The sequence below is a fragment of the Bifidobacterium sp. W8110 genome (assembly GCF_016101375.1).
Taxonomy (GTDB): domain Bacteria; phylum Actinomycetota; class Actinomycetes; order Actinomycetales; family Bifidobacteriaceae; genus Bombiscardovia; species Bombiscardovia asteroides.
In genome coordinates this window covers 38,083-58,703 of record NZ_JACFQO010000001.1, presented here as the reverse complement: position 1 = coordinate 58,703, position 20,621 = coordinate 38,083, and the positions used below count along the sequence as shown (strand labels likewise).

Annotated in this window: 16 protein-coding genes and 1 pseudogene; 9 read left to right on the top strand and 8 right to left on the bottom strand. The window is 56.3% G+C overall.

The features are described from left to right. Positions 1-59 precede the first annotated feature (59 nt). The 8 genes and pseudogenes from H3T88_RS00225 to H3T88_RS00190 form a co-directional block, all read right to left on the bottom strand. On the bottom strand, positions 60-650 hold the full coding sequence (locus tag H3T88_RS00225) for an anthranilate synthase component II (RefSeq protein WP_198203164.1): 591 nt from the start codon (positions 648-650) through the stop codon (positions 60-62). Beyond that, the gene (locus tag H3T88_RS00220) at positions 631-2,256 is read right to left on the bottom strand and encodes an anthranilate synthase component I family protein (RefSeq protein ID WP_198203163.1); all 1,626 of its coding nucleotides are present in this window, start codon (positions 2,254-2,256) and stop codon (positions 631-633) included. The genes H3T88_RS00225 and H3T88_RS00220 overlap by 20 nt, the downstream gene beginning before the upstream one ends. A gap of 459 nt (positions 2,257-2,715) precedes the next feature. Further along, positions 2,716-4,164 carry an MFS transporter gene (locus H3T88_RS00215; RefSeq protein ID WP_046323515.1) on the bottom strand — a complete coding sequence of 483 codons (1,449 nt, stop codon included), beginning with the start codon at positions 4,162-4,164 and terminating at the stop codon, positions 2,716-2,718. Positions 4,165-4,204: 40 nt separating this feature from the next. Next, on the bottom strand, positions 4,205-5,128 hold the full coding sequence (locus H3T88_RS00210; RefSeq protein WP_198203162.1) for a nucleoside hydrolase: 924 nt from the start codon (positions 5,126-5,128) through the stop codon (positions 4,205-4,207). A gap of 34 nt (positions 5,129-5,162) precedes the next feature. Beyond that, entirely contained in the window at positions 5,163-5,981 is an 819-nt protein-coding gene (locus H3T88_RS00205; protein ID WP_198203161.1) for an energy-coupling factor ABC transporter ATP-binding protein, read from the bottom strand. Next, complete coding sequence (locus tag H3T88_RS00200; RefSeq protein WP_198203160.1) at positions 5,978-6,826, bottom strand: energy-coupling factor ABC transporter ATP-binding protein; 849 nt, start codon at positions 6,824-6,826, stop codon at positions 5,978-5,980. The genes H3T88_RS00205 and H3T88_RS00200 overlap by 4 nt, the downstream gene beginning before the upstream one ends. Further along, positions 6,823-7,641 carry an energy-coupling factor transporter transmembrane component T gene (locus H3T88_RS00195; protein ID WP_198203159.1) on the bottom strand — a complete coding sequence of 273 codons (819 nt, stop codon included), beginning with the start codon at positions 7,639-7,641 and terminating at the stop codon, positions 6,823-6,825. The genes H3T88_RS00200 and H3T88_RS00195 overlap by 4 nt, the downstream gene beginning before the upstream one ends. 146 nt (positions 7,642-7,787) lie before the next feature. Continuing rightward, positions 7,788-8,438: pseudogene (locus tag H3T88_RS00190) on the bottom strand (ECF transporter S component); the annotation flags it as partial. Positions 8,439-8,689: 251 nt separating this feature from the next. Here H3T88_RS00190 and H3T88_RS00185 point away from each other — a divergent pair. The 9 genes from H3T88_RS00185 (at position 8,690) to H3T88_RS00145 (ending at position 20,486) form a co-directional block, all read left to right on the top strand. Beyond that, positions 8,690-10,561 (top strand): PfkB family carbohydrate kinase, encoded by a 1,872-nt coding sequence (locus tag H3T88_RS00185; RefSeq protein WP_198203157.1) that lies wholly within the window; start codon positions 8,690-8,692, stop codon positions 10,559-10,561. 359 nt (positions 10,562-10,920) lie between these two features. After that, positions 10,921-11,934: a LacI family DNA-binding transcriptional regulator gene (locus tag H3T88_RS00180; RefSeq protein ID WP_198203156.1), complete on the top strand. Its 1,014-nt coding sequence runs from the start codon at positions 10,921-10,923 to the stop codon at positions 11,932-11,934. Positions 11,935-12,157: 223 nt separating this feature from the next. After that, positions 12,158-13,327: an ABC transporter substrate-binding protein gene (locus tag H3T88_RS00175; RefSeq protein ID WP_198203155.1), complete on the top strand. Its 1,170-nt coding sequence runs from the start codon at positions 12,158-12,160 to the stop codon at positions 13,325-13,327. A gap of 97 nt (positions 13,328-13,424) precedes the next feature. Further along, a complete protein-coding gene (locus H3T88_RS00170) occupies positions 13,425-14,375 on the top strand; it encodes a carbohydrate ABC transporter permease (RefSeq protein ID WP_198183246.1) in 951 nt (316 codons plus the stop codon). After that, the gene (locus tag H3T88_RS00165; protein WP_198203154.1) at positions 14,375-15,190 is read left to right on the top strand and encodes a carbohydrate ABC transporter permease; all 816 of its coding nucleotides are present in this window, start codon (positions 14,375-14,377) and stop codon (positions 15,188-15,190) included. The genes H3T88_RS00170 and H3T88_RS00165 overlap by 1 nt, the downstream gene beginning before the upstream one ends. Positions 15,191-15,230: 40 nt before the next feature. After that, the gene (locus tag H3T88_RS00160; protein WP_198203153.1) at positions 15,231-17,300 is read left to right on the top strand and encodes a glycoside hydrolase family 31 protein; all 2,070 of its coding nucleotides are present in this window, start codon (positions 15,231-15,233) and stop codon (positions 17,298-17,300) included. Positions 17,301-17,786: 486 nt separating this feature from the next. Next, entirely contained in the window at positions 17,787-18,182 is a 396-nt protein-coding gene (locus tag H3T88_RS00155) for a VOC family protein (RefSeq protein ID WP_232347034.1), read from the top strand. Between the two features lie 301 nt (positions 18,183-18,483). Then, positions 18,484-19,377 (top strand): 3-hydroxyacyl-CoA dehydrogenase, encoded by an 894-nt coding sequence (locus H3T88_RS00150; RefSeq protein ID WP_015022614.1) that lies wholly within the window; start codon positions 18,484-18,486, stop codon positions 19,375-19,377. 215 nt (positions 19,378-19,592) lie between these two features. Next, positions 19,593-20,486 (top strand): 3-hydroxyacyl-CoA dehydrogenase, encoded by an 894-nt coding sequence (locus tag H3T88_RS00145; protein WP_110417783.1) that lies wholly within the window; start codon positions 19,593-19,595, stop codon positions 20,484-20,486. Positions 20,487-20,621: the final 135 nt, after the last annotated feature.

Below are 20,621 nucleotides of genomic sequence, written 5' to 3'. Positions count from 1 at the left end.
ACAGTCCTGCTTGCTACACGGCGGATTATACGGAAAGGAACCCGGCCCGGCCTGATGAGTCAGTCCCCGTCTGATGAACCGCAGTACTCCCGGAAGAAATTGGCTATCACCTGGTGACCATACTGGCTGCCAATGCTCTCGGGGTGGAACTGGACGCCCTCCATGAGCAACCGGTCACGCCTCAGACCCATAACATAGCCATCCAAAAGCGAGCGCGCGCTGATCTCCAGGTCGGCGACCTGACTGACCGAGGCCTCGTCGGCAACCAGGGAATGGTATCTGGTCACGTCGAAAGTATCAGGCAGGCCCTTGAAGCAGCCCTTCCCGTCGTTTCTTATCCCGCTCACCTTGCCGTGCTGACGACTGGAGGCTCTGACCACCCGGGCTCCGGCATGAACCGCGATGGCCTGCATGCCCAGGCAGATGCCGAAGACCGGCTTCCACCCTGCCACCTGGTCCAATAGCCCCAGGTAGCCGCATTCCTCCGGGCGCCCCGGCCCAGGGCCCAGAATGACCGCGTCGAAGACCAGCGGGTCCACCTGCGTAAGGCGGTTCACCCGGACAATGGTCGTATCGGCGCCCAGCAGGTCCACGTAGTTCTTGACCACATAGACGAAACTGTCAAAGGCATCAACGAGCAAGACTTTCATGGGCCAGCTCCTTTCCGGTGATGGCCAGGTAGGCCGAACTCATCTTCTTCATGGTCTCCTGCCACTCGCTCTCAGGCTGGGAGTCCTCGACGATCCCGGCCGAGGCACGCAGGTGATAGCTGCCGGAATGGTAGGAGGCCGTCCTTATGCACAGCGCGGTCAGGACCATACCGTCGAATCCGAGGAAACCCACAGCTCCGGCGTACACCCCACGCGAACTGACCTCGGTCTCCTCAATGATTTCCACGGCACGTACCTTGGGGGTTCCTGTCATGGTACCGGCGGGGAAGGCGGCCGAGAAGACGTCGTACTTGTCCAGGCCAGGCCGGATCCGGCCGACCACATCCGAAACCATATGAATGACGTGGGAGTAGACCTCTGTGGTCATCAACCGGTCCACCTCCAAGGATTCGGGTGTGCAGCACCTGGCTACGTCGTTGCGGCCCAGGTCCACCAGCATCAGGTGTTCGGCCCGTTCCTTGGGGTCGCCGGTCAGCTGCCTGATGGCCGACTGGCGGGCCTTCTCCTCTCCGGGATTGCCGACCGTTCCGGCGATGGGCCGCAGGGTTATGTCACCATCCGGGGTCAACCCGATGAAGAGCTCAGGGCTGGCTCCGATGACATGCACCCCTTGGGGAGTCACGAAATAGTACATGTAGGGGGACGGATCCTGCAGACGCAGTCGCTGATAGACCTGGAAGGGCGGAATGCGGGAATCCACCTGGATCTCATGCCCGAGCTGGAGCTGATACACATCGCCCTGGGCTATGTGCTCCTTGCCCTTGGCAAACCACTGATAGAAACGGCCCCGATCAATCGTGTCATGGGCCTCATATGGATAGTCCGGCCCAATGCCACCTTGGGCAGCTTTCGATTCAGGGGATTGCCCCGGCGATACGTCAGATTGGAGCAGTCCCAGCACCTCTTCCAACGACGCGAATCCATGCCCGGACCCGCCGCTCTCCATTGACGCATTCTGGATCTGCACACCAGACTGTACTGAAGATCCGCGCTCTCGCAGATTATCCCCGCCCCTTGGAATACCACACTCGGCAGAGGCCTCTTCGACATGAATCAGAGTGGCGCAGTGGCCGCCGGCCTTCAGATCCAAGGTGATGATTCCCCGATAAAGAGTCAGCGATATGACCGGCAAGGCAGCGTCCCTTGGTATGCGCTCCTCCAGATCCTCGATCATGAAGATGGTGTCATACCCGAAGTAGCCGAACCAGCCCATCCCGAAGGGGCCTTCATGATCGCCGCTGATGGCGAAGGAGGATTCCAACCGCCTCAGCACTGCGAAGACCTCCTGGATGTCGGGGACCGGATGGTGGACCACCCCCTGCTCAATCCGACCGAAAGGCTTCAGGATTCCTGTCAGCTGAGCACTGCCTAAAGGATCGATGGTCATGACATGGTCCGTCACGCTCAGGGTCAACATCGGTTCGAATCCGATTGCCGAGCGATTCCGGTCCTTATCAGGGCCACTCAGAGACTCCAGGAGGAAGAGCTGATCCTCACGGTATCTGGTGCGCAGCCGCCTGCAGATGGCCAGGGCATCGAGGTCGCTGAAGAACCAGCGGGATTCCATAGTTACGTTGATAGTCATAAGGGCACTTCCCAGGTCGAGTGCTGCGGATTGAAGGCGACAGTGGGACCTCACCCGATGCCATTTCAGCACGCCATGGATATGGATTTCCTGTGGCAGCATGTCCGCAGATAATACAAGAGCAACCTCAAACACCGAGGTAAATATAGGAATCAGAAGAAGAACCGGCTATAACATCAACGCCATCGGGCATCGACATAGAAGAAGACACCCTTGCGCAACCATGGCTTCAGCGATGTCATTTTCTCCATGGACACGATGCTAGAGCACCAGAATGCAGCCACCCAACCGGCTTCCATAATTCGGACATTTTTAGACCGAAGACTGTTCATCCTCCAACCGCGTTACGGAAGACACGCCCATCATGCCCGACAGAATTCTGTCCACACCCTTATGGACAAGAACCGGGCCCAGGAGCAAATCCCCAGACCCGGTTCTCTCAATCAGCAGCTCGGAAGATCAGTCCTCGTCCTCAGCCACGCGGGAGTGGCTGTAGATCATCTTCATAGAGCAGATGAAGAGCACCAAGCCCAGCAGGATGATCACGCCGCCGATCATGAAGACATTGGCGTAGGTCGAAGCCAGGCCCTGCGCAGTGCCTGCCAGGCTGCCCGAACCCATGGATCCGTTGGCCATGAGCTGGCCGAAGAGGGCGACGCCGACAGAGCCGGTGATGGCCTGCAGGAGGTCGTTGAAGCCAAGCACACGCCCGGACTCCTCAGGAGCCACGGTCAGGGTCGCGGTGTCAACGATGGGCTGGTAGAAGAAGGAGGTGCCGAAGTAGTAGATGCAGGGCGCCACAGCCAGGGCCCAGATCTTGCCGGCGGGAATCAGGAAGGCGATAGCGATCAGGCCGCCGCCCATGCAGGCCAGAGCCAGGATGACCGAAGCCTTGCGCCCGATCTTCTGGATGATAGGCCCGGCCGCGAATCCCATGATGCCAGCCAGGATGATGGACCAGACCAGCAGGTTGGAGACCTTGGAGGAGTCGATGCCGTAGACGTTCAGACCGATGGCGTTGACGCCCGCGTTCAGGGTGTAGCTGAAGAAGTAGCCGACGAAGATGACGGTCATGGTCATGGCGAAGGCCGGGTTGGTCAGCATCTTCGGAGTGATGAAGGGGTTGCTGGCCTTGTTGATGTACACCACGAATGCAACAAGGGTCACAATACAGGCGATGCCCCAGCCCCAGTTGATGTCGGTGAAGAACATGGTCACCGAAGCGGCGAACAGTCCAATCAGCGTGAAGCCGATTCCGTCGATCTTGACGCCAGCGGCATGCTGGTCGGGCAGGTTCTTGGCCAGGACGGGAATGAAGAAGACGGCCAGGATGCCCACGCCGAAAAGCCAGCGCCAGTCAAGCAGGGTCATGTAGCCGGCCAGGAAGACTCCCAGGGCAGCGGCGAAGCGGAAGACCGCAACGAAGACGCCGTACCAGAGCACGCGCTTCTTTTTCTCCACATACTTGGAGACCAGAACCAGGAAGATGGAGCCGGAAACCTGCCAACCGGCAGACTGCACCACACGGGCCGCGATGACGATCCAGATGCTGAAGGTGCCGAAGCATCCCAGAATCGACCCCAGCACGAAGACGATCGTGCCCAAAATCATCATCTTCTTCAGGGAGACGAAATCGCCTAGGGAGCCGTAGATGACGCAGACGATTCCCAGGATGATGCCGGGCAGGGAGGTGATCAGCGGCGCCAGATTGGCCTGGTTCAGCTGCTTGCCGATGTTCACGTAGATCATGCCGAAGGCCTGCTGCTGGAGCACACCCAGGGTGAAGATGATCAGGACCACCGGGATGGCCACGCGGGCCATCTTGTTCATTTTCGCGAACTCGGGAGTCCCCTCCTCGGGAACGGGTATGCCGTTCTTCTGCTCCTCGGAGACAGTTGACTCACTCATTTTTTCCTTAGTTTCCTTTCGGTTCTTCTCAATGCGGAAGCTACTGGCGCTGGACCCGGCCGACCCTGTCGACAAAGGCGGAGCGGAACCCGTCCACATCCACGTCCACGCAGACGCTGGCGTTGGCTTTGCCGCCCAGGATGCCGTCGTAATCGACCACCGTGGCGCCCAGGGTGAGCGGACTGGAAATCTCGACATCCACGAAGGCCTGGCGCATGGTGAACAGGTCGGGCTGGAGCAGGACCATGGCGGCCGAGGGGTCATACATCTTGATCCCCTCCTCGATATGTCCGCCGTCGTACGACCGGAAGAGGGAAGCGACCATGCCGCCCACTTCGCCGGATGCATCCAGATCGTCCAGGTCTCCGGCGACCAGATGGGCCTTGCGACCGATGTCCAGGCCGACCATGGTCACGGGCAGCCCGCTGCGGAAGACCATCTTGGCAGCCTCAGGATCGACGGAGATGTTGAACTCGCCATAGACCCCGATGTTGCCGCGTCCGGTGGAGCCTCCCATCATGACGATCCGGTCGATGTGGTCCTTGACCTCCGGGAAGGTGGCCAGCAGCAGGGCGATGTTGGTCAGAGGGCCCAGGGTCAGGATGGTGACCGGCTCATCGCTCTCCAGCAGCACCCGCCGCTCCTCCAGGACCGCATTGTTCTCGGTCAGCAGGCTGGTGTCCGGCTCAGGGAAGACGAATGACCCCATCCCTGACTTGCCGTGGGCTTCGGTGGCGAACCTGTTGTCACGCATGAGCGGGGCCGCAGCGCCACGGGCCACGGGGATGCGCCTGCCCAGGAAGGTCAGCAGCTTCAGGGCATTGTTGGTGGTGTGGCCGATGCCCACATTGCCGGACACCGAGGCTATCAGCCTGATGTCGAAGCTGGGCTCGTCGACCAGCATCGTAATGGCCGCAGCATCATCGATGCCGGGGTCCGTGTCGATGATCAGTGGTCTGGTCATTGCTTCACTCCTTTTGCTCTTGTCGTGTCCAAACTCAAATTCCTGCCCCCGCTTTGGCCCGCCGGGCTGCATCGACAAAGCCGGAAACGGTGAAGACCGGGCCCTCCAACCCGACCTGCCGTGCCACTCGGGTGATGGGCGGAGGTGTCACATAGGCCTGCTTGAGCACATCATCCCGGGAAAAGACCTCCTCGCGGCTGCCATCCAGCAGGACCCGGCCATGCTGCATGAGCACAACCCTGGGGAAGTTGTGGGTGACGAACTTCATGTCGTGGGAAATCGTGATGCAGAGCTTGCCTTGGTCCCGCAGACTGGCGATGATGGCAGCCAGTCGATCATTGCCGGCCTTGTCCTGGCCGCATGTGGGCTCGTCGAAGACCACGGCACCCGTATCCATCATGAGAACGGATCCGATGGCGCAGAACTTCTTTTCAGTAGGGCTCAGATCAAAAGGATGATCGTCCAACCGGTCCGCCAGACCCACTAACCCCGCCACCTGCTCCAGACGTCGCCCTATCAGATCCTGATCGAACCCAAGCTGCCGGGGACCGAACTCAAATTCCTTACGCACACTGTCCAGAAAGAGCTGATCGTCGGGATTCTGAAAGACGTATCCCACTTTCCGGGCCCACTGGGCCGTGTCCGCCGTAGCCAGATCGACGCCGTCAAGCAAGATCCGACCACTGGTCGGTCTAAGGATGCCGTTCAGATGCTTGGCCAAGGTGGTCTTGCCAGCGCCGTTCTGACCGATCAGCGCCACGGGCCGATCACCTTCGAGGATCAGATCCACTCCATCCAAGGCACGATGGCCATGCGTGTAGATGTGCTCCAGATGCTCCAGGTCGATCTTCATCGAAGCGCCTCCCGAATCATGCGTACCGCCTGGTCCTCGCGTACGGGCAAATCCGACAGTTCGAATCCTGCGTCCTGCAAACCTCTACAGAGCTTGACGTAATCCGGTATGTCAATCCCCCACTTCACGATCTCGGGGTCGGTGAAAACCTTCTCAGGGGTGCCCAGGGCACGAACCCGACCAGCGCCCAGGACCATGACCTGGTCAGCGCATCGGGCGACCCGCTCCATATCGTGATCGACCATGACTACGGTGATCCCCTCATGGTTGAGCCGCTTGACAATGTCGAAGATTTCCTCGCTGCCAAGCGGATCCAGCTGGGCTGTGCATTCATCCAGAACCAGGATGTCCGGTTCCATGATCAAGGTCGAGCCAAGGGCCACCCGCTGCACCTGTCCGCCGGAAAGCTCCAGGGGATTCTTGTCGAGCAGATCCTCGATATGCATAAGGGCTGCCACCCGGGCCACCTTGGTATGCATGGTTTCACGTGGAACCCCATGATTGCCCAGCCCGAAAGCCAGTTCCTCGGCCACGGTCCCTGCCGTATAGGAAAGCTGATTGAAGGGGTTCTGAAAGACCAGACCTACATGTCTGGACAGATCGGCAATGGTCGAAGTGGCTACGTCACGGTCCTTGATTCTGACGCTTCCCTTGGATTTTCCTACAAAATAGTGCGGAATCAGACCGACCAAGGCGTTGCACAGGGTCGATTTGCCCGCCCCATTGGATCCGACGATGCAGAAGAAGCTGCCCTGTTCGACGCTGAAGCTCACCCGCTTCAAGGTGGTCCGATCGGCATCACGGTATCTGAAGGAGAAGTCCTCCACTCGTATGACCTCAGTCATGCCCGACCTCCCCACTGGATTGCGAAAGTGATCAAACCTGCACGAGAGAGGCAACCGAGCACCAGGGTGAGCACCAGGAAAACGGTGAACAGGATGGTCATCACGGTGTCACTGTGCCGCCAGACCACCTCAAGGTAGCTGGTCTGCCGCACCCCTCGGATGCCGAATCCACGGGTCTCCAGAGTCATCCCGCGCTCTTGCGAATCCGTCAGGGAGGAAAGAACAACCGGCCCGAGCAGGGGCAGGAAGGCCCGCGCCCGGGAAATCAAGCCGCCACCGGTCTCCAGACCACGTGCATGCTGAGACTGCTCGATAATCGCAATCCTGCGCTGCATCTGCGGAACCACATTCAAACTGGCCAGGATCAGGTAGCCAATCTTCGATGGAACACCGATCTGCGTCAGAGCAGCAACCAGACGACCCGTGTAGGTAGTTTTATTGGTCAGGTAGAAGGACCCCAGGAAAACCAAAAGTGTCACTACGATTTTGGCCGCATAGAGGCTGCCTTCGAGACCCAGTCGGGCGAATCCCAGGTCAAGAATGACCTTGGAATTCCTCGGGCTGTAGCACCCCTGAATGAACACCAGCATGAGCGTAACGGGAATGCCGAACCCCAGCATCACGCCAGAGAAGGGCCTGAGCACCCGAGCCATAGCAGCTGCGATAAAGAGCATGACGATAATCCCCAGGCCAAGAGTGAAGTCCGGCCAGACCAAGGTCGCCAGGCCCAAGGAGCACACGCCAGCGATCTTGGCCATGGGATGCATGCGGGACAGTGGAGAATCAGGAATCCCGTTCGTTGCAGGACCAGGCATCAGCGTTCAGACCTTTGGGTACGTTCACAGTCCAAGTCCGCCGGGTCGCCGGTCGATGTGCCCCGATCAGCTTCTGCTGCGCCGTCGATCCTCCCCGGCCGTGCTGAACTCTCCAGACTGGACGCTCCAGTCGCTTCGCGTTCATCTTCGCCTTCATCCTCATCCAGGTCATCCAAATCGTCCAGATCGGCCTGGTCCTCGCTGCCGTCCAGAGCGTATTGACTCAGGAAACGCTTGGGGATTCGACGCACAATCACATAAGCAATCAGGACGGTAATGCCCTTGTCGATCAGATTCTCCAGCATGGAGGAGGAGAGCACCGAGATAATGATGTTCTTCACAGCCACCACCAGTGCAGCTGTGAGGACCGAGGTGCCGTTGACTCCGGTGGCACCCCCGTAGACGAGCACGGTGATCAGAGATGCTGTGACCGTGTTGACCAAGGCGCAGGCCAGCCAGACCAGGACGACTCCCCATATCCGTTTGAAGAGCCCGGCCTTGACCATGTATCCGATCACCAGGCCGCACAGAACGCTGGAGAGCGCATAGGGCAGATAGACCGGATTGGCCACCAAGGCGAGGAAGACGTTGGTCAGCAGTCCGCACAGGGCAGCCACCCAGGGACCGGACAGACAGGCGATGACCGTGGTGCCGATCATATCCAGGAAAAGCGGCAGTTTGAGGGTAGAGCTCAGAGTCCCGCCGATGAGGTTGATGCCCACCGCGATAGGTATCAGCACCAAGGATTTCGTCGAAAACTGCGCAGTGATTCCTCTCCATAACAATCGCGCGCTCATAATCCGTACCGCCTTTGGTCCTTGAATGTCGATTTCTGCAGATGGCCGTCGCTCACAGCCAGATCCGCATCACCGCTTTGAGAAACCACTTTAGTAAACAACTTTCATTGACAGAGACTATCAACAGCCGGATGGGGTGTCAAATGCGAAACCTCCGACGACGATCTCTCAGGTAAGCTTGATTCGCCAGATCCAACAGGTAGACAGAGCCGTTCGCCGGAGCGTCAGAGATGAGGAGCACAGGAAACCACATGAACATCAAGGACATTGCTCAGCTTGCCGGCGTATCCACATCGACGGTCTCCAAGATTGTGAATCACAAGGACGCGAGCATCACAGCCGCCACGCGCGACAGGGTCCTTGAACTGGTCAGGAAGTACCACTACACGCCCTACGGATCCTCCAAACCCAACACCACCACCTGGAGAATCGGAGTCCTGCTCAGCTCATCCATCTCCATGGACTCCACCTTGGATGGGATCATCCAGCAGGCACAAAAGTCGGGGTACGGCACCCTGGTTTTCAACAGCTACGGCAATCACGACCAGGAGGAACGCAACATCCTGGCCGCCCTGGAGCATCGAGTGGATGGCATGGTCTGGGAACCGATCGACCGCACAAGCCTGGCCTTGAAAAGCAGGATCGAGGCAGGGGGGATTCCCGAACTGACCATTGGACCCCTGGGAGACGACCGGGCCGCGCTCATGCCCTACGAGGAGGCTGCCTACAGTCTTACTGAAGAGCTGATCAAGCGCCACCACACCAGCATCGCTTGCCTTATTTCGCCGGGCAGACGGACACAGAGCTTCCTGCACGGTTATCGTCGATGCTTGTTCGACCACAGCCTCCAATACCACACCGACATGGTCCTGGAAACCATCGGCGAGGACCTGACCCAGGTGCTGGAGAACCGCCACGTCACCGGTATCGTGGCATCCCACTACCACCATGCCCTGGAATTCCTTCAGTTCGCCGAATCCATGCATTACCGTCTGCCCCAGGACCTCTCCCTGGTCTCCCTGATGAACGACACCAACGTGCACCTGCGCTACCCTGGCAGCCCGGAAATATCGTCCTACGTCATGCGCAACGCCGACTTCGGCGCCTACCTGTGCAGACGGATCATCCACGCCATCGAGCATGAGTCTGATCGGAGCGAGACCTTTGAGCACGTCTTCACCCTGGACGGCGAGAAGACCGTCGGCCGGCCCCCGGACCAGCAATGCAAGAAGATCGTGGTGGTCGGCAGCATCAATGTGGACACCTACCTGACCGCCCCCAGCCTGCCCAAGGCGGGTATGACCACCACGACCAGAAACTTCGCCTCCACACCGGGGGGCAAGGCCACCAACCAGGCGGTGGGCGTGGCCAGGCTGGAGCATCAGGTTTCCCTGATCGGCAATGTCGGCAACGATCCGGCCGCAGACTACATCTACAAAACCATGAGGCAGGCCCATGTGGATGCCACCGGTGTGCGCAGGGTCACCGGAGCGGACACGGGCAAAGCCTACATCTTCGTCGACGGCAAGGGTGAGTCGATGATCTCCCTGGTGGCGGGCGCCAACGAGTCCCTGACTCCGGACGACATCACCGAGCGCGACCAGATCTTCCGGAACACCGGCTACTGCCTGATCCAGACAGAGATCCCCATGGACACTGTCGCCGAGGCCTGCAGAACAGCCAAGCGCCACCAGGCCGCCACCATCGTCAAACCGTCATCCTGCGACCACCTGCCTGAAGACCTGCTGGCTTCGATCGACATCCTGATCCCGAATCTGAACGAGTTGAACACCCTGATACCCGGAGCAGGATCCGTGGTGGACAAGGCGAAACGGTTCATAGACGGCGGGGTGGGCAGGGTCATCATCACCCTGGGCGAGCGCGGCTGCACCCTGGTCACTTCCAGCGGGCACAAGGACTTCCCAGCCCACGAGACCCGAGCAATCGACGACACCGGCGCCAGCGATGCCTTTATCAGTGCCCTGGCCTCCTACCTGTGCAGCGGATGCTCCCTGGACAAAGCCGCTCACATTGCCAATCTGGCCGCCGGCTTCAGCGTCGCCCACGAAGGCGTCATCCCCTCACTGATCAACCGCCGCCAGCTGGAAGGCCTGATCAACTGAGCGTTCCAGGCGCAAGTACGGTCGTCGGAAGGCTCTGATTGTCTGCCGTGCCTATCATCAAGGTCTGCAGCTTCTGAAGGTATGCTCGTCGGCCCGACACAGCAATCAGGGGCTGTACTTTAAGAACTTTGCAGTCAGTCGCCCATGAATACAGCTATGACCAGATCCTTTCGGAACCCGACTTTTCATCTGCGAGCGATCTGTTTCTCCGATAATACTGACGGCGACAAAGTGAAGCGACTTAACTTATTCAATCTCTGAGTACCATATAGATAGCTAATGAGGGGTGGGCATCTTTGCCCTGACGCCTTGCGTGTTATACCCGCCAGGGGCTGCGCAGACCAAAAGGAGGGTAAAAAGTGGATAAAGTAGTGACGATTTCTGACGTAGCCCAAGCGGCTGGAGTCTCGAAAGCCACTGTTTCATACGTACTCTCCAACGATAAAAGAATAAGCAAACAGACGGCAGAGAAGGTGCGGCGCACAATAGATGATCTGGGATATACCGTCAATCACGCTGCCAGAGCCCTGTCAACCAAGAAAAGCAACGTACTGGGAATTGTGTCGCCCACCCACCATGGTGTCTACCTGTCATCCTTTTTCGGACTGCACATTTATCTGTTGTCTGAGTATGCGACACGATCCGGTTACGACAGCATGTTCATCGGTTCTGATGACGGTTGCGACGCCATGAGGAAAGCCGCCGCCTCCCATAAAGTGGACGGCTTCATACTTATGGATGTATGTGACAACGACCCGCGCATGACTACTGCCAAAGAGATTGGAATCCCCACAGTCGTCTTCGGATCACCGATTTCATCTTTCGGTTTAGACACAGTGGACTCAGACTTCCGATCGGAGGCTGCAAGATGCATGCAATGCATGGCTGCCGATAACCATCAGGAGGTGATCTTGTACTCCTGGTCTAAGAGTATTTTTGAGAAGCGTATGGGTTTCGCCTTACGCTTCAGAGACCAAATCACACAAAGCGCCAAGGATCTAGGAATTATTCTGCATATCTATTCACCTGACAACGACGAATCGGATCCAGCAGGAGAACTGTTGCATGCGTTACATCTGTATCCTCATGCCACTGCGATGATCATCCACAACGAAAGTGCATCGATTATAGCCCCGCAGGCCTTTTCCGCAAGAGGCATTCAGATTCCAGACGACCTGTATGTGATTTCCGTCTTTCCCAAACAAATGCAGTGGTCGGTGCTAGCCTCATTCGCCTTCATCCAAACCGATATAGACCAGTTGGCGCAGAAAATCGTAAGTACATTGGTGGCTCGCATTCAGGATCCGGATGCACCCATCACAAAATCATTATTGGATTTTACCTTGCAGCAACAAGTCAGCAAACAGCACTGATGCAGTCGTCTGGCCATCTCCAGGAGAGTTTGTTTCTGCAATCCCGAATACAAAACCCCAAGCGGCATCCCACCTGTCCAATAATTAATTGATTTGACCTACTGCAAGGATATTATATAATGTTTGTGAACCGGTTCAATAAGTGATGATTCGACTCCGGGGCTCGAGTCATACCAGCTTGGATGAAGATGCCACACCGTAGCGGCATCGCAGAAAGGAAATCATGCACAACCTGTTCATCAAACGCTTCGCAACCATCTGTTCAGCTGTCGTCATTGCGGCAAGTCTTGCCGCTTGCGGCGGCTCGAATCAGAGTGCGGACACCATTGGTTTTTGGGATCCCTATCCACAGAAAAACGCATCCAGCACATGGGAGGCATTCGTCAAGCGTTGCGCTCCCAAGGGTTACAAAATAAAGCGTACTGGATACCCCCAGTCTGATCTGCTGAATAATCTCACCACCGCCGTAAAGGCCGGGAATGCCCCACAAATCGCCTTGATAGATAATCCAAAAATGCCTACCGCAGTCGATGCTGGCCTCGTTACCGACATCAAAGCCGCCGGCATCAACACCAAGGGATACGACAGCAACATCGAGGCACCTGGAATCATCGACAACGTCCAATACGGCATCTCTTACGGATCCAATGCACTGGGGCTTTACTATAACCCGAAAATACTGGAAAAAGCAGGCGTCGATCCTGCGTCCATAAAAGATTGGGCGAGCCTGAACAAGGCTATAGAACAAGTGGTGGCGTCAGGAAGCAAAGGCATTACCTTCGCAGGCATCTCCGGCGAGGAGGGTACATTCCAGTTCCTGCCTTGGTTTTGGGGAGCAGAGGGGGATCTGAAACATCCAAAATCACAAGCCGAAACCGATGCTTTGAACCTGGTCTCCGATTGGGTCCGAAAAGGTTGGGCGCCAAAATCCGTATCCACCGACAACCAATCTGCAGCCTGGGATGCTTTCCTGACTGATCAGTACGGATTCTCTGAAAATGGCTCATGGCAGGCCGAATCCGCCAAGGAAAAGGGATACGGAATGATACCGATTCCCGGTAAATCCGGCGGAGTCGCCTCCGTGCCGACCGGAGGCGAATTCATCACTATGCCTACCCAGAAAAAGGCCGACAAGAATCTCAGCAAAGCAACGGCTGAAGTCATTAACTGTCTGGTTGACGGGAATAATCTAAAAAAGACCAATGATGAGATGGTCTATTTAGCAGCGAAACGCTCCGTAAGAAACCAACAGGTCAAAGAGAACCAGATCTGGGCCCCGTGGGTAAAGCCGATCGAGCAGGCCAAGGGCAGAACTTCAGACATTGGCCTCAAATATGAGGATGTTTCAGCGCAGCTCTCCGAAGATCTGCAAGAGGCGCTGAACCAGCGCTGAACCAGCTGAGAAGTCGGCAGAGATGCTCGACTTCTCAGCACCCTTTGCCTCAAGGCAATTTTCAATAATCTTATTTCTTGCGTTGATCAGGTGAACGATGTCATTCAATATTCATCCACTACAGGACTCCGACGGGAGCATCCAGAACTCAAAAAAACGCGGCATCCATTCGACGACACTGGCGGCCTGGGGCTTCGCTATGCCTCTCATCGTGTATCTGGCCGTCTTCTACGTAACACCACTTATCCAAAATATCTTTATGAGTCTGCACCGTTTCACTCGCCGGACTTTCGTCACCGGTGACGCACCATGGTCCGGCATTCAGGTATACCAGGAGGTTCTAGGAAATCCGAAGTTCTGGACGATACTCGTACAGACTTTATTATTTGTGGTACTCTCAATTATTTTTCAATACAGCCTGGGGCTGGCACTGGCAGTATTCTTCAACCAGAATTTTCGACTATCGGCTGTGCTCCGTGGCGCTTTCCTGGTCCCTTGGCTCTTGCCTCCAATGATTTCAGGCACTATCTGGCAATGGATGATGGATGCCGATACCGGTGTCATCAACAAAGTCATAGGCTTTTTCGGCGGCTCCCCTATCTGGTGGCTGCAGGCTGATCACTCCCTATGGTCAGTCATCATTGCCAACATCTGGTTAGGTATTCCATTCAATATGGTCATTCTGTATTCAGGATTGCAAAACATTAACCAAGATCTATACGAAGCTGCATCCTTGGACGGTTGCAACTCTTGGCAGCGATTCTGGAAAATCACCTTTCCTTTATTGAAACCTGTCACCATGATCACCCTCCTGCTCGGATTCGTATACACACTCAAAACCGTAGACATAATTTGGATAATGACCAAAGGAACGGGCACATCGCGCACCCTTGCCACCTGGGCTTATGAGATGGCATTCGGGAAGGGAACATCCGCAACCATCCGATATTCAGAAGCATCCGTCGTGGGCACCATTCTGATCGCCATCGCCCTGGTATTCGCCTTTGCCTATCTACGGGCACAGGGTTCAGAGAGGAGCAAGCAATAATGAGGCATCGTTCGACATGGTGGAAAACGCTGATCGCCGTCGTACTCACCCTAATCATGCTTTTCCCGATTTATTGGATGATCAACATCTCTCTGACCAAAAGACAGTCGATTCGCTCGGGAGACCTATATCCACGCGATTTCACGTTGACGAACTTTTCTTCAGCCTTCCACACCGAAATGACATACCTGGGCACATCCCTGCTCATTGCCATCGGTGTAGTTCTGTTGACACTCGCCATCGCACTTCCGTCTTCTTACGCCATCGCTTTTCTTGAACTCAAAGGCCGCAGAACAATCAATTTCCTTCTGATTGTGGCTCAGATGATCCCCGCGGTAGTCATGGCCCTGGGCTTTTATCAGATCTACAATCGTATCGGCCTTTTGGACAGCATCCCCGGTCTGATCATTGCGGATTCCACAGTGGCCGTACCATTCGCCGTCATGCTTCTATCGAGCTTCATGACCGGCATGCCACATTCCATCATTGAAGCTGCAGAAATCGATGGCGCTTCACACTGGCGTGTATTCACAACCATAGTGGTCCCGCTAAGCAGAAACTCCATCGTAACGACTTCGTTGTTCTCATTCCTCTGGGCATGGTCTGACTTCATGTTTGCGTCAACGCTGGATTCCGGCGGGGGCCGCATGCGTCCCATCACGATGGGCCTCTATGATTTTATAGGGGCACAGAATCAGGAATGGGGTCCATTGATGGCTACAGCCGTCCTGGCTTCGGTGCCAACAGCAATACTGCTGATCGTCGCACAGAAATATGTCGCTGCGGGAGTTACAGCAGGTGCAATAAAGGACTGAAACCGAAAGTGAATCAACCAATTGAAAGGGTACTGAATCAATGCAACATTCAACATTTACCACCGACGGCCAAACCCTGAAGTGGACAGGCAACGGCGAATACCTTCGCATCGAGCCCTGGGGATCAGATTCGATACGTGTACGATCCTCGCAGATGCACGAACCCGAAGACCCGGACTGGGCGCTTTTACAAGACCACCACGAGCCTGCCGATGCGGTGCACATAAGCATCGATGACCAGCGGGGACAAGCCACCATAATCAACGGATCCCTCATGGTCAAGGCGCAGGCTTCGGGCGGCATTGACACAGGCAACGGTTATACCGACAAGTGCCTGCTCAGCTTTTGGCGCACCGACGGCAAGCTGCTCTTCAGCGAGATGAGCGATGGCGGCTCCCTGAATTTAAGAGCGCGTTCTTTCACTCCCATCGTGGGAGGCGACCACCAGGTCAAGGTGACATTCGTGCCTCCGGAAAACGAACGTCTGTACGGCATGGGTGAATATCAACAGAACATCATGGATCTGAAAGGCTGCACGCTCGAACTGGCCCATAGGAACTCGCAAATCTCCATACCCTTCGTCGTCTCCAGCTGTGGATACGGATTCCTCTGGAACAATCCAGCCGTCGGTTCCGTCAGTTTTGGGAAAAACAAGACTCAATGGTCGGCGGACAGCACTCGACAGATTGATTACTGGGTTACAGCCGGTGCCGATTACCGCTCAATTATGGCCCATTACGCAGACGCTACCGGCCATGCTCCTCAGATGCCTGAATGGGGTCTTGGATTTTGGCAGAGCAAGCTTCGCTATTGGAACCAGGATCAATTGCTGGAGGTTGCCAGAGAGTTCAAAAAGCGCAACATCCCTCTGGACCTCATTGTCATCGACTTCTTCCATTGGCCTCACATGGGTGATTTCAGGTTCGAGGACGAATTCTGGCCGGATCCCGTCAGCATGAGCGACGAATTGCACAAGATGGGGATCCGACTCATGGTGTCAGTCTGGCCGCAGATAGCACTGACTTCTGAAAACTATCCAGAGATGAAGGCCAAGAATCTGCTGGTGCGAGCAGACCATGGCGAAGACCTCGGCATGATGTTCGAGGGGCCCAGCCAGTTCTACGACGCTACCAACCCTAGAGCCCGCCAATATGTATGGGAGAAATGCCGTGAGCACTACGCCGATGTCGGCGTCGACGCATTCTGGCTGGATGAGGCCGAACCGGAGTATGGCACTTACGATTTCAGCAATTACCGCTACTGGGCTGGACCTGCTCAGCAGACAGCCAATCTGTATCCGCGGGAATACAACAAGGGATTCTACGAGGGGCAGCTGGCCTATGGGCGCCAGGGACAGATCGTTAACCTCACCAGATGCGCATGGGCCGGATCCCAGCAATATGGGGCTCTTGTATGGTCGGGCGATGTAGCATCCACCTTCGAGGCGTTCAGGTCACAAATCACCTGTGCCATCCATATGGGCATGGCCGGCATTCCTTGGTTCACCACCGACCTGGGAGGCTTCCACGATGGTGATATCGACGATCCCACATTCCGCGAACTGCTGTTGCGGTGGGCGCAATTCTCCTGCTTCTCGCCCGTCATGCGCAATCACGGTGACCGTAGCCAGCACCACCCCGATGGGACCACCAAGACCGCCATCACTACGGCGCAAGGCGAACGACGACTACCTTCCGGAGCGAGCAATGAACCATGGAGCTACGGCAAGTCCGTCGAAGACATCTATGTCAAGTTCATCAGGATCCGAGAGCATCTTCGCCCTTATCTGCGTGAGCTGTTTGCCCAGGCACATGAGGACGGGCAGCCGCTCATCAGAGGACTGTTCTACGAATTCCCCAATGACGACGCTGCCTCCGATATCGCCGACGAGTATATGCTCGGACCTGATCTGCTGGTAGCCCCCGTGGTAGAGGAAGGAGCCAGATCCCGACAGGTCTACTTGCCTGGGGACGCGACTACGCAGTGGCAGGATCTTCGCGACGGAGCGATGTACAACGGGGGTCAGACGATCACTGCAGAAGCCCCGCTGGATACTCTGCCGGTATTCGCCAGGGACAGCAGAAACCACGAGCTGCTGGGCATACTCTGATCTATCCGTCACATAGTCACGGAAGCTCATCGTCATTCACATCGGGTCAGGACCGCTCGTCCTGGCCCGACTTCCTATTCAATCGAGACATGATTCATCCCGTTTCCAATTTCATTAAGCTTTCACGCTCATATTCCACCCTGTGCAACAACCGGTACTACAACCCTCAGTTCGCCTTGTCAGCAACGTTTTGGCGACACTGGAGGTTCTGGCTAACAAGGACCAAGTGACAATCGTCGACAAGGTTCGTAACGAGGTATACGGCCACAATCGCCTCTGGAAACATCCCAAGTACCGACTGTCGCCTCCCAGCTCTCGGTTAACACTGAGAACCTGTTCGCCTTCATGCAGGACGTTGGAGGATTCTGAAGGTTCAGGCTACGAAGCCTGTTCCACTTTCCATCTCGCCCCATCTCCACACGCACCACCGCCTAGAGTAGATGCAAGGAAGCATCGCAGCATCAAATCACCAAAGGAGCGGCCATCATGAGACCAATGTCGGAATATGCCAAGGATCTGCAGCACTCGGGCATGATCGCCCGTAATCTGGACGAGACCATCGACTTCTACACCAACAAACTCGGGTTCGAACTGGTCGGCATCTATCCCAACGAAGAGAATCGATGCGCCTTTCTGCGCCTGGGACATTTGACCATCGAGACCTGGGAGGGCGAGCCTGCGCCCATGCGCACCGGGGCCATCAACCACTGGGCGCTGGACGCGCCAGACATCGATGCTGCTTACGAGCATGCCCTGGAGATGGGGTTGACCATCAGAGAGAAGGCCATCCAGTCCATTCCCACTTTCTGGCAGCAGGGAATCCGCTACTTCAACGTTATCGGCCCCAACCAGGAGACCATCGAGTTCTGCCAGATTCTCTGACTGTCCTCCTAAGGCCGGCGACTCTTCCCTCTCGTGTATAGCAAGGAATGCAGATGGACAATCGGGTTATATGGCAGCTCTCAACCCCACCCCAACGACGACTGCCACAGAACACTCATGTGAGCAAAGCGACAAAATTCTCATTGTTTCACACGCTTGCTTGAACGGCCGAAAAGACCGTGATTTATCCCCTTATTCCAGCCTTTCAGGAACATAGGGACACCCAGAATAATCCCAGGTACTGCAAGTAGTATGGAATAAGTATCCAAGGACGGATGCATTGCTATGGAAAGAGGTTTCTATGACGAACATTCATAATGTCACGGTTGCCGGCGGTGGGGTGCTTGGCAGCCAAATCGCCTATCAATCAGCCTTCAAGGGTAAGAAGGTAACGATCTACGACATCAACGACCAGGCTGTGGCGGCCGCCGAGGAGCGTGTCAAGAATCTGCGCGATTCCTACAAGCACGACATCAATGCCACTGATGAACAATTCGACGCCGGACTGAACAATATGTCCTTTACAGCCGACATGGCCGAGGCCGTCAAGGACGCTGACCTGGTCATTGAAGCAGTCCCGGAAAAGCCCTCGATCAAGCATGACCTTTACCAGAACCTGGCCAAGCTGGCCCCCAAGGATGCCATCTTCACCAGCAACTCCTCCACCTACGTGCCCAGCACTTTCGCAGCTGACACGGGCAGGCCGGACAAGTTCCTGAACATGCACTTTGCCAACCAGGTTTGGCTCTACAACACGGCTGAAATCATGGGCACCGATCAGACCGACCCCAAGGTCTTCAATGAAATCGTGGACTATGCCAAGGAGATCGGCATGGTTCCCATCGTCCTGAAGAAAGAACAGCCCGGATACGTCCTGAACACCCTCCTCATCCCCCTGCTCGAAGCCGCCTCCTACCTTTGGGGTCAGGGCATCGCGGATCCGGAGACTGTGGACAAGACCTGGATGATCGCAACAGGTGCGCCCATGGGACCCTTTGCCATCTTTGACGTTGTGGGACTGCGGACCGCCTTCAATATCACCAAGGAACAGCGGGGAGACAACCCTGACTTCAAGCCCTTCCTGGAGAAGATCCAGAAGATGATGGACGAGGGGAAGACCGGCAAGGATTCGGGAGAAGGGTTCTACACCTATCCCAACCCCGCCTTTGCTGATCCTGACTTCCTGAAGGCCTGAGAGAACCGTTTTCACCAAACAGGACCCACCCGTTGCAGGGGACCACAACGCAACTCGCCTCCCCGCAATGGGAGGGTCTGTTTTCACTGCCGATTTTCAAGCGAATCTAACCGTCAAGCTGCTCGCCAACCCTCGCAAACCGCCGACTGCGCCTCTTTACTAGCATTGAATCAGGCATCCAAGGAAGGGTGCCGACACAATGAAAGAGGTCATTTATGACAGAGATCGAACAGGTCACCGTCGCCGGTGGTGGCGTTTTGGGCAGTCAGATCGCCTATCAATGTGCATTCAAGGGCAAAAATGTCACGGTCTACGACATCGGAGACGATGCCGTAGCAGCGGCCAGAGAACGGGTCAAAGCGCTTCGCGCCGCCTATAAGCGCGACATAAAAGCAACAGACGAACAGTTTGATGCCGGGTTAGGTCGAATGAGCTTCACCACCGACCTGAGCGAGGCAGTCAAGAACGCGGATCTGGTCATCGAGGCAATTCCCGAGAAGCCCTCCATCAAGCACGACTTCTACCAGAGCCTGGCCAAACTGGCACCCGAGAACACTATTTTCGCCAGTAACTCCTCCACCTACGTGCCCAGCACTTTTGCAGCCGACACAGGCAGGCCAGACAAATTCCTGAACTTGCACTTCGCCAACCAGATCTGGCTGATGAATACTGCTGAAATCATGGGAACCGATCAAACGGATCCGGACATCTACAACCGAATCGTTTCCTTTGCCCGGGAAATTGGCATGGTCCCCATCCAGCTGCACAAGGAACAGCCCGGCTATGTGCTCAACACGTTGCTGATGCCACTCATGGGCGCCGCCGGCATGCTATGGGCGCACGATGTGGCCGATCCACAGACTATCGACAAAACCTGGATGATTGCCACTGGCGCGCCCAAGGGACCCTTCGGCTTCTACGACATGGTCGGCCTTCGGACCGCATACAACATCCTCTGCCAGCGCCAGGGTGACAATCCTCAAGCCAAGCCCCTCCTGGACAAGCTCAAGGCCATGATAGACCAAGGCAAGCTGGGCGAAGAGACCGGTCAGGGCTTCTACCAGTATCCTGATCCCGACTACCGGGACCCCGGATTCCTGAAGGTCTGATCAAATCCGACCAAGTGGGCTGTGGTGGGCCGGAGCCGGGTCCACCACAGCCTTCATCATGAGGCGTGGTAAGCTGTGTATTTATGGCATTTTTGTGAAAACCGCTAGAGGAAGAGGCAGACAGGGAACTCACAA